The 13,449-nt window shown below is 57.1% G+C and carries 13 protein-coding genes; 1 reads left to right on the top strand and 12 read right to left on the bottom strand.

Annotation, left to right across the window (positions count from 1 at the left end):
• Nucleotides 1–96 precede the first annotated feature (96 nt).
• Nucleotides 97–837, top strand: coding sequence for a bifunctional 2-polyprenyl-6-hydroxyphenol methylase/3-demethylubiquinol 3-O-methyltransferase UbiG (ubiG, locus tag JMJ16_RS39795; protein WP_201390495.1), 741 nt, complete (start codon nucleotides 97–99; stop codon nucleotides 835–837).
• A gap of 47 nt (nucleotides 838–884) precedes the next feature.
• Here the strand turns inward: ubiG and JMJ16_RS39790 are convergent, their stop codons facing one another.
• The 12 genes from JMJ16_RS39790 to JMJ16_RS39735 all read right to left on the bottom strand — a co-directional run bounded on the left by JMJ16_RS39790 (nucleotide 885) and on the right by JMJ16_RS39735 (nucleotide 13,387).
• The gene (locus JMJ16_RS39790; protein ID WP_201390493.1) at nucleotides 885–1,472 is read right to left on the bottom strand and encodes a helix-turn-helix transcriptional regulator; all 588 of its coding nucleotides are present in this window, start codon (nucleotides 1,470–1,472) and stop codon (nucleotides 885–887) included.
• A 143-nt stretch (nucleotides 1,473–1,615) separates the two neighbouring features.
• Nucleotides 1,616–2,362, bottom strand: a complete 747-nt coding sequence (locus tag JMJ16_RS39785; protein ID WP_201369976.1) for an RNA polymerase sigma factor — start codon at nucleotides 2,360–2,362, stop codon at nucleotides 1,616–1,618.
• 160 nt (nucleotides 2,363–2,522) lie between these two features.
• A complete protein-coding gene (locus JMJ16_RS39780; protein WP_201390490.1) occupies nucleotides 2,523–3,512 on the bottom strand; it encodes a PfkB family carbohydrate kinase in 990 nt (329 codons plus the stop codon).
• Between the two features lie 95 nt (nucleotides 3,513–3,607).
• The gene (jag, locus tag JMJ16_RS39775) at nucleotides 3,608–4,591 is read right to left on the bottom strand and encodes an RNA-binding cell elongation regulator Jag/EloR (RefSeq protein ID WP_201390488.1); all 984 of its coding nucleotides are present in this window, start codon (nucleotides 4,589–4,591) and stop codon (nucleotides 3,608–3,610) included.
• Between the two features lie 287 nt (nucleotides 4,592–4,878).
• The gene (locus tag JMJ16_RS39770) at nucleotides 4,879–5,946 is read right to left on the bottom strand and encodes a YidC/Oxa1 family membrane protein insertase (protein WP_201390486.1); all 1,068 of its coding nucleotides are present in this window, start codon (nucleotides 5,944–5,946) and stop codon (nucleotides 4,879–4,881) included.
• 27 nt (nucleotides 5,947–5,973) lie between these two features.
• On the bottom strand, nucleotides 5,974–6,204 hold the full coding sequence (gene yidD / locus JMJ16_RS39765) for a membrane protein insertion efficiency factor YidD (RefSeq protein ID WP_007912653.1): 231 nt from the start codon (nucleotides 6,202–6,204) through the stop codon (nucleotides 5,974–5,976).
• Between the two features lie 89 nt (nucleotides 6,205–6,293).
• Nucleotides 6,294–6,752, bottom strand: coding sequence for a ribonuclease P protein component (gene rnpA / locus JMJ16_RS39760; protein WP_201390484.1), 459 nt, complete (start codon nucleotides 6,750–6,752; stop codon nucleotides 6,294–6,296).
• Nucleotides 6,753–6,849: 97 nt separating this feature from the next.
• Complete coding sequence (rpmH, locus tag JMJ16_RS39755; RefSeq protein ID WP_007912655.1) at nucleotides 6,850–6,984, bottom strand: 50S ribosomal protein L34; 135 nt, start codon at nucleotides 6,982–6,984, stop codon at nucleotides 6,850–6,852.
• A 145-nt stretch (nucleotides 6,985–7,129) separates the two neighbouring features.
• Nucleotides 7,130–7,792, bottom strand: a complete 663-nt coding sequence (locus tag JMJ16_RS39750) for an FHA domain-containing protein (protein WP_201390482.1) — start codon at nucleotides 7,790–7,792, stop codon at nucleotides 7,130–7,132.
• A gap of 67 nt (nucleotides 7,793–7,859) precedes the next feature.
• The gene (locus JMJ16_RS39745; protein WP_201390480.1) at nucleotides 7,860–9,098 is read right to left on the bottom strand and encodes a VWA domain-containing protein; all 1,239 of its coding nucleotides are present in this window, start codon (nucleotides 9,096–9,098) and stop codon (nucleotides 7,860–7,862) included.
• Between the two features lie 115 nt (nucleotides 9,099–9,213).
• Complete coding sequence (locus JMJ16_RS39740) at nucleotides 9,214–11,196, bottom strand: protein phosphatase 2C domain-containing protein (protein ID WP_201390478.1); 1,983 nt, start codon at nucleotides 11,194–11,196, stop codon at nucleotides 9,214–9,216.
• A 154-nt stretch (nucleotides 11,197–11,350) separates the two neighbouring features.
• Complete coding sequence (locus JMJ16_RS39735) at nucleotides 11,351–13,387, bottom strand: protein kinase (protein WP_201390477.1); 2,037 nt, start codon at nucleotides 13,385–13,387, stop codon at nucleotides 11,351–11,353.
• Nucleotides 13,388–13,449 lie beyond the last annotated feature (62 nt).

Here is a 13,449-nt window from a genome sequence, read left to right as displayed (position 1 = left end):
TATGCATTTCATCTAATCACAAGAGAACACCAAACAGTTACGTTTATTTCTATGCTAGAATGAGGAGAGATTATTTTTTGCGAGCAGAGGGGGCCTATGCGATTTCTGACTGCTAAAGGGGCGCCCAGGTTGGCGCAGGATGAGATATTTTCAACGTATAACTGGTGGGACAAGAGTTGTCTGCTCTTTCAGATTACGGAGGAGCGCTGTGACTATATTGAGGAGCGGGTGGAGCGTGTTTTTGGGCGGGAAGCGTTGCCACAGCAGGAGGTACTGGAGGTAGGGTGTGGAGGGGGCTTGATCTGCGCGAGCCTGGCGCGGCGAGGCGCGGTCACCTTTGGGATTGATCCATCAATTCAGGCATTGGAGGTCGCACGCGCAAAGGTACAGCAGGCGGGATTGGGGCAGCAGGCATTTTTTGCGCAGGGCTACGCCGAGCGGCTCCCCTATGCCAGTGGGAGCTTTTCCGTGATTGTGTGCCTGGATGTTCTGGAGCATGTCCAGGACCTGGACGCGACAATCCACGAGATCGCACGAGTTCTGGCGCCCGGAGGCATCTTTATCTTTGATACCATCAATCGCACACTCCTGGCCCGCCTGGCCTTGATCTGGATTGGCGAGCGCTTCTTCCATGAGCATGGCCTGGTTCCAGGGTTACATGACTACCAGCATTTTATCAAACCACGAGAGCTTCACGCGACACTGAGCAGGCACCAGCTAGCGGTGCGCGAGATGGTTGGCTTCACACCCCGTCTCGTCAAAGGGCGCCTGACGCTGGGTGTGGGTGGGCCAAAGCTCGTTTCTTATGTTGGCTACGCGACAAAGGGACGAAACTAAAGGGCAAGGGTCATACGGCACGAAAGACGAACAGCGCACAGGCTAGCCTACTGCTCCAGCCAGAAGGCCTGATCTTCGCTTGACATATTACTGCGCGCGATGGCCTCGGCGAAGCTCTGTTTCTGTGGTCCCTGTTCCTGCTTGCGTGCAGCTTGAGAGGTCTGGCGGCGATTATAGGTTAGCGCGGGCTGGCTATTGTCCAGCAGCGTGGCGAACTGATCGAGTGAGAGCTGGAAGTAACCCGCGAGACGCTCTAGCTGGCGCTGGCTCAGGCTGGCGGCCTCGATGGCGCCCGCCTCAAACTTGTTCCAGACATCGACCGAGAGGCGCAAGGCCCTGGCCACATCGACCTTTTTGAGATTGCGGCTCTTGCGTAGCTCAACGAGGGTCACAGTCTCAACCTGCGGGACGAGGACGCGCTGGAACGCGCTTTGCAGGGCGCGCTGCGTTAATGGCAGAATGGTCGCGTTCTCCTCTAGCTCCTCGACGGTGGTGGCATAATAGCCAGCGATAAAGTCAGTCAGTTCAGCCTGTGCTGTGGGATGCTCGCGCAGGATTTGTAGCTGTGTCTGCGCATCACCTGCCTCCCTGGCGGCCAGCCAGGCCATTTTGAGTTCTTGTATTGACATGCTCATCGTGAGTGCTCCTTTCGTGCCTCAACCCTTTTTATCTTCTCCAGTGCTTTCTTAAGAAAAGAGTTTGGAAAAAGCGGGGACACCCCGCGCCCCGGCAGGGGAGACCCCTGCACCCCCTTTTTCTGCACTGGAAACCTGGATAGTTATTGCTGTGAAATCATGGGTGGATATGAATGTTGGCCCTCGTGCGCGATACATTCGCGCAGATAGCTGCGAGCGCGCTCATAGCGTAGACGGACGGTGCGCTCGGTACGCTTACAGACAACGGCGATATCGTCCCATTTCATGCCCTCCAGGACACGCAGGACCATAATCATACGATCCAGAGGGTCATTCAGGTAGGTTAAAATACGCTTACTCTCATCGTTGGCGTGTAGCACCTCGTACTGGTCCTGTGGATCAGCCACGTCGGAGCTGGGCATGTTCTCGTCATCCGGCGAGGCTGAGCGCAGGGATTCTACCAGAGCGCGTGGCACATGCTGGGGTCGGCCGGCAGGTCGCCCCTCGTCATCGCGGCGATAGTAGAGGCCCTCCTGGCGTAGCACGCGGTTAAACTCGTCGACGCAGAGACAGCGTAGATAATGGACAAAGTTCTGGGTAATAAATACCTCTTTTGGATTGAGAGCCTCGCGTAGCAGGTGCTCGCTCATATTCGAGATGACCTCCTCGCGTAGCTCTGGGCGATGGCGCAGGCCCTGAGAGTGGCGCTGAAAGAAGGGGGCGCAGCGTTGAAGCAACACCTCTGCCAGCATGCTCACTCCCGGTGTATCGCCAGCACGTTGGCGCGCGCGTATATTTTGGACCAGCTCGATCTCGCTGATTTCGTAGCGTCCCTCCGGAGTGCGACGCCGCAAACGCTCTTGAAGCGTGGGATCATTTAGATCGATCATATTCTCCCTCTACTTCGTAATCCTGGTCAGGCTAGCACGTAACCAGGTGTATCTATCCCTCTATTCCTCTCGCCCTACAAAAAACGGAAATGTTTCTGGCCGTTTGGTTATAAGTGGTCTGGTATGCCCTGGCGACCGAAGGCCGCCAGGGCATACCAGGCTACCTTACCCGGTTCTTACCCGGATAAATGCTTTGTGCTTCATGTTGTATTGTACTTGTATTGTTAGCATGAGCACAAGCGTATATGGGAGCAAATTTACGAGAGGGGGCGCAGGCGCTGGGCAACCTGGGCGGGGGTGGGGATGCCGCTGATGCCGGGCTGCTCAACGGAGAAGGAGGCAGCGCAGTTGGCGAAGTTGGTGGCCTGGGCGGGATCGCCATGCTGGTAGAGGTGGCGAGGAAGGAAGCGGCGAAGACATCACCCGCGCCGGTGGGGTCGACCTCGTGGGCGGGATAGGCCGGAAAACTGGCGGGAACGCCCTGCTGATAGAGGGTGGCGCCGTGGCGGCCATCGGTGGCGACGAGCATGGGGACACGCTGGCTCCAGGCGTTAAGAATGGCGTCTGCCTCGGTGCGGCTACCATTGGCGAAGGGGAGCAGGTCATCGTGGCTGAGGATCAGCACATCGAGCTGGGGGAGCACCTGCTCGGCATCGAGCCAGGGCGTAGGCCAGACGCGCCCATCGGCATCCCAGCGGCGCAGCCAGCCCTGGGGCGTGGCGGCCAGGATGCGACCGGGTCGGCGTGGAAAGACCGAGAGGATCTGGGGTGTCAGTTCTTGCGCCAGAGGTCCCAGGAGCACGACTGGGAGGTCGCGCCAGGCGGTGGGAATATGGTCGGGCTGGATAGTGCTGGCGCGGGCGCACAAATACTGGGTGCGGAAGCCCTGGGCATATACATTGACGAACGTAGATGTCTCGGCGGAGGGGATGGCTTGAACGGGGATGGCGGGCGAGAGGAGCGAGGGGAGGCGAGAGAGGAGATCGGCATCGGCCGAAGTCACGATAGTGGGAACTAGTCCCAGGCGATAGGCGGCCAGGGTGGCAAAAGTAACGGTGCCACCGAGTGAGAAGGTACCATCGGGATGCAGATCTTTCGTGACGTGGCCGATGGCGAGAAAGTTGGGTGAGGCAGAGTAGGCGTCCAGCATAAGAGAATGTTGTGGGGCGATTCCATCCAGAGAATCGCCCCGCTCCTTTTTTCAAATAGCTTGTGGGAGAGATGTTTTTGTTATTATTGTTTGTATTACCGACCGGGACGCTTTAGTGAGATGACCACGCGGCGCGCGTCGCCCTCACCGATGCTCTCGGTACTGATATCACCACTCTCGGAGAGAGCCAGGTGAACGATACGGCGTTCATGAGGTGGCATCGCCTCAAGCGCGATTGAGCGGCGATAGTTGCGCACCTGCTGAGCCACGCGTTGGGCCAGGGAGCGCAGATTCTCTTCGCGGCGCATACGATAGTTCTCAGCATCAATGATGATGCGCATCCGATGATGTGTGCGATGGCTCACGATCAGGTTCACCAGCAGCTGGAGCGCGGCCAGGGTCTCGCCACGGCGGCCGATGAGCAGGCCAAGATTCTCATGCATACCATGAATGTTAAGGGTCAGCGGGCTGGTTGAGCGGACCTGGACCGTAGCGCGAATATTCAAGTGGCGCAAGATGTTCTGGAGCACATCCACCGTGATCTCGATATCTTCGCGCGAAGGTTTCTCAACGAGTGGGAGGGCGCCAGCCGGCTGCTCGGTGGCTTCCGTCTCGGATTCAGAGGCGATTGCCGCAGCAGAGGTCAGGGCAGGGAAGGTATCGGCGGAGATGAAGGGCGTCACATCCTCGTCCTCGTCACCTTCCTCCTCCTCCTCTTCTTCTTCCTCCTCGAATTCCTCTTCTTCCTCATAGGCCTCGTCGACATATTCCTCCTCCTCCTCCTCTTCTTCTTCCTCCTCCTCCTCATCCTCGTAGAAATCGACATCGCCCAGTTCGTCGTCGGAACCAAGAATGGCATCGGCCATCTCGGGAGTAATGACCGCGCCTCCAAGCGCGCCAGAAGTGGAAGGGCGGACCGTCACGCGGACGAGGGCCTCCTTGCTTCCCAGGCCAAAGGTACCACGAGCAGGTTCTTGAAGCACAGCAATATCAACCTCGTCGCGACGGCGATTGAGATGCGCCAGGGCCTTCTGAACGGCTTCATCTATGCTTTTACCACTAGCCTCTATACTTTCCACAGTTTCCTTGCCTCCCTAAATGCGTCGGTAAGAACTTCACAAGTAATAGATTACAACCTACCTCATAACAAGAGTTTGTGCTAAAGGGCACAACTCTTGACGAGTCAGCCCCTCCCTGTCTCTTCACGCTTGCGGCGTTCAGGGGCAAGGGGTATGGGTGTACCAGGCAGGTCACGACCCGCCTGGCACACCCATACCCCTTACCCAGATGGCTCGCGAAGGAGCCACCGGGTGTGAAGAGCAGCCTTAGCCAAACCCTCAAGGAGGTAGGCTGCAATCGATCAAGCTTAGCCTCGCGAACGTTGAGCGCTACCGCGGCGACGAGCAGAGGCACTGCTGTTGCGCGAGCGACGGCGCTGCTGTTGCGTTGTTGATGATCCAGAACGATTATTTCCAGTGCGCATCTGGCTCGCGACAGGACCACTAGCGGCTTCCTCATCCTCATCAGAGGCGCTATCGGCCTCAATGATGTTGGAGCGGCGCAGGAGATCTTTCTCACGCTGCTTCTTGCCTTCGCTTGCGAGTGTGCTTTCAACCACGGCGGGCGCCACCTTGGGATCATTCGCGAACTTAGGCGTGGTCAACAGGGAGCCCCAGCCGGTGACAAAGTATTGCTGTACCGCCTGGAAGATCGAGGAAACCGTCCAGTACAGGGCCAGGCCCGCGGGGAAGGTCCAACCGATGAAGATGGTCACAAAGGGCATCACATACTGCATGGTCTGCATGGACTGGACCATAGGATCAGGCGTATTTTTATCTTTGTTTTTGTTCGCCTGAGCGTTGCGCGGCTGAGCCATGCGCAGGGAGACGAAAGTGGCCAGACCAGCCAGGATCGGCAGGATATGCGTAGGATCGGGCTGCCCCAACGAGATGAACCAGTGAGGATTGAGGAACTCGAACCAGCGCAGGTTGATGTCGGGCAACTTTGTAAAGGGCGCGATAAAAGGATACAGTTCATGATTGAGGTTAGCGACGGTTGGGTGCTGATCACGCAAGATGCCGCCGACCGCAAAGTAGAGACCATACAGCACAGGAAGCTGGATCACGAGTGGCAGACAGCCTGCCAATGGTTTCACACCATACTCTTTGTACAGCTGATTCATGGCCAGGGACTGTGACTGGACATCGCCGGGGTGTTTCTTCTTAATCTCGGCGATCTTAGGCTGAAGTACCTGCATGGCCTTGGAGGAGCGCAGCTGCTGAAGAGTGAGTGGGAAGAGTAAAAGCTTGATAAGGACGGTAAGAACGATGATGGCAAGGCCAAAATCACCGAAGAGGCGGTAGAGCACCACCAGGCCGTTGAAGATGGGGTATGAAAAGATTATGTTAAAGAGATTACCGATAGCTCCAAACACGAGAATTTCTCCTGCGTTCCTCTCCTTCTACTTTCCCGGCCAGGTCTCTGGCACGGGATCGTAGGAATCACCGTGATAAAAGGGTTGGCAGCGCCCGATGCGCTTCGCTGTAAGCCAGCCGCCACGGAAGAAGCCGAAACGATCAATTGCCTCGTATCCATATTGGGAACACGAGGGTGTAAAACGGCACGAAGGCGGCATCACTACCGACAGAGTGCGCTGATACAAGCGAATTAAGCCAAGTGCGATATATTTCACAATGACTGGATACCTTTACCAACGGTCAGGCTTCTTATGCGAAAACCAATCCCCATTCGGGGGCCACCTAAAGGTGGCACGGCAAGCGCTCAGGTTTCCTGGGAGGCACTAAGCCTTGTATCGTCTACCACGGGAGCAGGGACCAGGAGCTGAGCCCTACGAAGCAGGAGACGAATGTCCTGTTTCAACGTAGAAAGATCGACAATGATAACGCGTTTGCCTGTACGAGCGTCAGTGCCCACCATCTGGTGGCGCGCAGTGAGGACGAGGTCATATCCCGGAGGGATTTCGTGCCAGAGCGATCTGACCGCCTCGGAGAGCAAGCGTTTAATAGTGTTACGGGTGGTCGCGTTCTTGGATATGCGTTTGCTTACCACGAACCCCACCCTGGTAATTGCGACATTAGGTTCTAGATGTGATTCTAAATCTGATTCCGGATGTGGTGACCAGGCGAGAATAAGCAGCCGAGACGAAACGCTCTGCCTCTGCTGCCTAACCCGCTGAAAGTCACCGTTTTTGCGTAAGCGTTGAGCACGTCGAAGTGCCACTCTGCAACCTCCTTAAGCGAAAACCAACGCCGCTCTCGCGGCTAGCGCTTGCGCGCTCAGGTTTTCGAGAGGCACTGAGCCGTCCGTTCTGCGAAAGCTAGACCGTCAGGCTCCAGCGTCCCTTGGCTCGACGAGCCTTGAGAACGCGGCGCCCATTGCGGGTATGCATGCGCTTCATAAAACCGTGTTCGCGCTTACGCGGAATGCGCTTGGGTTGCCATGTGCGTTTCATGAACAAGCCACCTCCACTTTCAATATCCCGTAGATTATAACGAGTATTATGTATGCTGTCAATTAGCCACACCGAGGAGTGGCCCGGCCGACGCGTACTTTAGTAGCGTCGGTCCACACCGCTAAATGTGCTCTTGCAAGGCAGGCTAGGAGGTCTTAAAGCGCAGCAGGACACGGCCGAAACGTACCTCGTCATTGTCCTGAAGAGGAGTTGGCGTCTTGCTGGCCAGGCGCTGGCGATTCAAGAAAGTGAAATTGGTACTATTCTCGTCCTCAACCATATACTGGCCATTCTCGACAAAGATGCGAGCATGCAAGCGCGAGACACCGCCCTCTTCACCACCATGTGGGGTGAGATCGACATCGGGATAGATGTTGCTGACCGCGTCTTCGCGACCAACCGTCACGTTCTCTTTACCACTCAGATCAAACTCCTGGTTATCGGCCTCAACAATCAGGCGGGCGTGTAGCGCCGCAGGAGCGGAGACCGGGGAGGCGGGAGCCTGTTGAGGTGGCTCAGAGGGCGCGGAAGGCGCTGGAGGTGGGGTCTGCACAGCAGCGGGCGCGCCCTGAAGGCTCGCGCCACAGCTCGAACAGAAGGCCTCACCAGCGGGATTGCTCGCGCCGCAGGATGGGCAGGTCTGAGTACCGGTCGCCGTATCGGCAGGAGCAGCAGCGGGTTCCGCCGGAGCGGTCGCGGTCGCAACCGGGGCCACCGTGGGTTCCGCGCTGTTCAGCGGCTCTCCGCATTCATCGCAGAAAGCCGACCCATCTGGATTTTCATGTCCAAGCGAACATCGTACTGACATTGTTATATCCTTCCTCTTCTCTATGTAGTTATCGGCAAGAGAGTGCGCAGGTTAAGTAGTTGCACCTCTATGGCAGCAGGTCATCGAGACGCTGCGTGAGTTTACGTGTCTTATTGCCAATCGACTTCACCTGCTCCTGGGAGATCTGCTGGCCCTGGTTCAATTGCTCAAGGGCCGCCTGTGTCTCCTGATCGAGAACACGGGTCACATTGGGAGCGAGTTTCGTCGTCGCCTTACCGGTCCGCTTGTACTCGTCGAGGACGCGTGTCACCAGGCGATTGGCATTGGCCTTCTCCGCGTAGTTCATGACCAGCGCGTTGACCTGGGAGGCCTGATTGGCATCGTTGGTGAAGCTGACGGTGATGTTCTGCCGCACGCGCTCGCCAATGACATTGGTGACCGGGACATCATAGGAGAGTTCGGCCTGCGCGATACGGAAGAGGCCAGCTGGGCGAGGATCAATCATCAGCTCGACCAGGACGGACTGGGCCGTATCTTTCTCCAGATCGCCCAGGGGCACCACCACGCGGCGGTCGGAGAGGGCCGAGGGATCGATATCGCGAATAAGCGGCAGGACCCTGACGGCCTTGCGAGGCGAGACGCCCGCGGGCAGGTTCAGTGTGATGACGGCATTACGCACGGCAACAGCCACGGCGCTCTGCACCTGCTGCTCAAAGATGGTCATGGCATCATTTGGTGAGCGGATAAACTCAGCGGGCGTACCGCCGCTGAGCTGGCCGACATCATCGAGAAGGTTCTCGTCCCAGTCGGCACCAATACCTAGCGGATAGATGGAGATGCCAGCGGCCGCGGCATCACGCGCGAGCTGGCGGCAGCGATCAGTATCACCATAGGTCACGCCATCGGTGAGCAGGATCATGCGGCTCACGGCGTTGGGGATGTTCCAGCGGCGTAGCTCGCCCAGGCTCTGGATCATACCCAGCGACATAGTGGTGCCGCCCGCGTCCTGAATGCGATCAATGGCGGCCTTCATACCAACAGGATCGTTGGCTGGCATCGAAGGAATAATGACCTGAGCAGAATCGTCAAAGATGACGACCGAAATGTAGTCACTTGGCTCCAGACGGTCAATGACCATCTTGACAGCTTCCTTCACATTGCGCAGCTTCGCGCCCTTCATCGAGCCAGAATGGTCGATGACCAGGGAGAAGTTCAAGGGCATACGCACCTGAGCCATAATATCGCTTGGTTTGGCTTCTAGCAGCACATATGCGAGCTGGCTTCCGCCAGTTACTGGCATATATTCTTTCCCTACCTGGGATGTCAGAGTTACCTCTCCGGGCATAGTCTGTCAGCTCCTTTCGCCATCGGCTGGCCCTAGTATATCATATAGAGCCGTGAGTTCAGCTTATTGATGTTTTTAATTTGTGGGGACACCCCACACCCCGGTTTGAATTTCTTTAACGCACAAAAACCACGACCGCACTCACGTTATCCTCACCCCCGTTAATGTTGGCGGTCTCAATCAAATGCGAGCAGGCAGTTTGTGGATCGGGTGCATTATTTAGAATCTCTTCCATCTGTGGATCACGTACCATCTCCCAGAGGCCATCTGAGCAACTGAGCAGGACATCACCGGGATGCACCTGTTGCTTGATAATATCGATCTGGACATTGAGCTTATCACCCAGGCTACGGAAGATCTGATTGCGCTGTGGGTGTGTATAGACTTCGTCCGGCTCGATCATACCGCCCGCGACCAGCTGGCCAACCAGGGAGTGGTCCGTCGTCAATTTATAGAGTTTGCTATCACGCAGGAGGTAGGTGCGACTATCCCCTACATTGAGGATATACGCAAAATCCCCCACTAACATAAAACCGGTGATGGTGCAACCCATGTCGGTCTTATTCTGCTGATTGGCCTGGCAGATGGTGGCGTTGGCATCTTCGACCGCGTCATGCAGCAGTGTCACCAGGGAATCCTCGTCGTGCGCGGCCTCCTGGCCCGCCTGCTCGGCAGAGAGAGACGCGAGCAGTAATTCGTGGAGCATACGCTCGCTGATGCTGCGAATGGCGGTACGACTGGCGAGTTGTCCGTTGTCATGTCCGCCCATGCCGTCGGCGACGATATAGAGGCCCAGCGGCGTTGAGAAAGATTCATGATTACGCTGCAACTGGAGCACCAGGGTGCTGTCTTCGTTAGGTTCGCTGCGGCGCATATTGCCAGCGTCGGAGTCGCCAGCGGCAAGCACATGCACACCATTGGGGAAGGGCGATTGTAGGGTCTGCTGCTGCTCAATCACATAGGTATGACCATTGGCGACAAAAGTATCGAGAATGGCGTCATGTACGAGATTCGCGTCGGCCTGCCCAGAGGACGAGGCGAGGAACTCACGCATCGTATATGTGGCATCCTGTAAGTTCGCGCCACACTCCGAGCAAAAGTCATCTTCCTCGGTATTCTCGGTCGAGCCGCAGTTCCAGCAGCGCTTGTAGCCCTGGTGATCGACCACCCGGTAGAGGCGACTTCCCTCCTCATCAGCCAGTTGTTCCGCGACCTCGTAGCGATTATTGAGCAGTGTGCCCTCCGCCAGCGGTCCCTCCTGCTCATTGGTCGCCTCGCCTGTCGTTGACGCGGCCTGAGCCTCGGTATAGGCGCCCTGGGGAGGTTCCTGTTCAGGTACGGCTGGCGTGGGTAGCTCTTGCTGATTCTGCTCCGTCGTATGTGTATCGTGCGGTGGTGTCACCTGCTCCATTACAACCTCTGCATTTCCAGTGGGAGAAGCGGCGCTTGCAGCGTGCTCCTCCCCATAACGATCATCTTCTTCATGGGTCTCGCTCTCCGAGAAGGCGTCCGGCTGAGCATACGCGGGAACGGTGCGATACTCTTCCCCAGTTGAAGAGAAGAGCGCGGTACTCTCCTGCGGCGTCATCAGTACCGTTGGCGTCTCGGAAATATCCTGCTGCTCGGGGGTAAAGGTGAAGGCGCCAGCCTCGCCAGGAGAAATTTCTTTCGGCACAGGCGGCATCATCATGGTTGGCGCATCGGCGATATCTTCCTCATGAGAAGATTGGGCCTGTCCCTGATGATCGCGCTCTAGCTCTTGCTGCCAGCGGCGCGACTGATACTCCACCATTTTCTCAGGCGAGAGAATCTGGGTCGGAGCCTGGCTTAGATCTTCCTCAGAAGCCGGTCCAGACGCGACCACTTCGATAAACTGATCCTCGTCCTCCTCGGGCGCTGGAGAGGAGGATGCTTCCTGAGAAGGGGGGGCAGAGCCGTTCGCGGTCGCCTGCTTCTCATCGAGCGGAGAGTCTGAAGGGGTAGGTGTGGCCTCGAGAGCCGCGACCTCCTGAGCAGGCTCGGCAGGAAGAACCTGCCCGCACCCCTTACAGAACTTGGCGTTTGCACGATTTGATGTATGACATGACGGACAGAGCATTCTGCCCTCCTTCTTTGCTTCATTTGCAGTGAATTGATGTAGGGTCCATGCTTGCATGGACTCTTGCACCCCAGAGTGAAATCCGGGAGGAAACATATCGCTGCGCTTGGAGTCCATGCAAGCATGGACTCTACAACTTTGCGAACACACCGTTTTAGATCTGTTTCAGTAGACGTAAGGCCTCGGCATTAGTGCGATCGCGCTTGAGTGCTTCGTCAAGCATCTGGCGCGCCTCAGCCTTGCGATTTAACTTCAGGTAACAGTTCGCCAGAGCACTATAGATGTTCGGATTTTGGGCACCGGTTTTGCGGGCGCGCTCAAACGCGCTCACGGCATACTTCCACTCTTTAGCACGCATATGGGCGCGTCCCAGTTGATACCAGGCCTCCCAGGAGCTAGCATCAATCTGGACGGCGTGGCGCAGGGCCTCAATGGACTCGCGAGTGCGCTTGGTTTCTCCATAGAGGCGTCCCAGGGCCACGAGCATCAGAGCGTGTTCTGGGCTCAGGCGCAGGCCTTCGCGTAAGTACGATTCCGCATCGCGGAAGGATCCCTGCTCCAATGAGGTCAGGCCGAGTTGATAATAGACTGCCGGGTCATCGGGATTGAGCGAGAGCGCCTTCTTGAAGGACTGCCCAGCCTGTGGCAAGAGACTGAGATCACGATAGCACATCCCGAGCTGGAAGTAGGCATTGAAGGATGTATTCGAGTGCTGTAGTGCTGCTTCAAACTGCTCGGCGGCATACTTCATATTCTCCTGCGAGAGCTTCTGATCGATATCGCGCACAGAGAGGCCGTACTGGCGGTAGGCGCGCCCCAGATTATAGAGAATGTCATAGGGTGTTCCACCCTGGGACAGAGCAAGCTTCAGCTGGTTAACGGCCTCGGCGTAATTCTTATTATTCAAGGCCTGCAAGCCAGCACGATAAGCCACTGTGGGATCGCTGGCCGGGGCCACGCCATTAGAGGGGGCCACCGGGCGCGCCTGAATGCTGCCACCTGAGCCAACCGGACGGGCGAGAATAGACGAAGAGCGTGCCTGGAGTGGCTGGCGCACGGGTCGCGCGAGAATAGGCTGACTCATCCGCGCCTGTGGCGGAGGAACAGCCCCCTGCACGAGCTGGTAGCCATCGCGCTTGCAGAACTTGGCGCCGGGTCGGTTGTGAAAGCCGCAGCGTGGGCAGATAGGGCCAGCCGCCGTCACAGTTGACGCGGGCTGGGCCTGGACCGTAATCGTCGTTGCCGGTGACATGGCGGGAATCTGCACTGTTGGCACGGCGGCATGCGCCTGAACCGAGGCGGGCAGGCAGGAGAGCAGGGCATTGCGCATGGCCTCGGCGCTCTGGAAGCGCTGTTCTCGATCCTGCTGCATAGCCTTAATAATTACCTGCTCGACGGGACAGATGCGCTTCCCGCCCACCTCACGCGCCAGCAGGCGCGGATTTTTGGCTAGAATACTGCCAGGAGCAGGCGTTTGAATCGGATCTGGCTCATAGTTAGTCAACAGGTGAAACATCGTCGCGCCAAGAGAGTAGATATCGGCGCGAGCATCGGTCTGGACCGGGCGACCGGGATTCTGTACTGAGCGACGCTGTCCTGGAGTGGTAATCGAACCCAGATGCTCTGGCGAGGCATAGGAGATGGTGCCCAGGTTCTCTGTATTCGTACGCTTATTGGGATCAAAGCGGCGCGCAATGCCAAAGTCGATCAGTTGCACCTCATTATCGGGGGTAATCATGATATTCCCTGGCTTGAGATCGCGCAGGATGATAGGCGGAGTACGCGAATGAATATAGGTCAAGGCCTCGCAGACCTGCATCATCCACTTAACGACCTGTTCCTCTGGCAGTGGGCCATGGCTATCTTCGAGAATCTTCTCCAGGCTGCGCCCGGGCACAAACTCCATGGCGAAGTAGTAGTTCCCGCGATCCTGAAAAGGAAGCATCAAGGCCGCGATCCGTGGATGCTTTAGGCTCCGTAGGAGCGCGATCTCTTTATTGAAGCGCTCGACGGCTGAGTTGCGCTCTTCCTCGCTGGTATTGGGGCTGATGAGCAACTCTTTAACGGCGTAGTAGTAGGGAGGATTCGTACCAAGCTGCTCAACCTTGTAGACGGTCCCCATACCACCTTCGCCAAGGATCTGAACAATCTTAAATTTACCGTCGAGTATCGTACCTATAGGGAGAGCCATACTCTACGCACTAAACCTTTCTTCGCAACGCTCCGCACGATGGCATAGTATGCTATAAAAAC

This window comes from Ktedonobacter sp. SOSP1-52 (genome assembly GCF_016587395.1).
The sequence above is the reverse complement of the archived record's forward strand: the minus strand, read 5'-3'. Positions and strand labels throughout refer to the sequence as shown.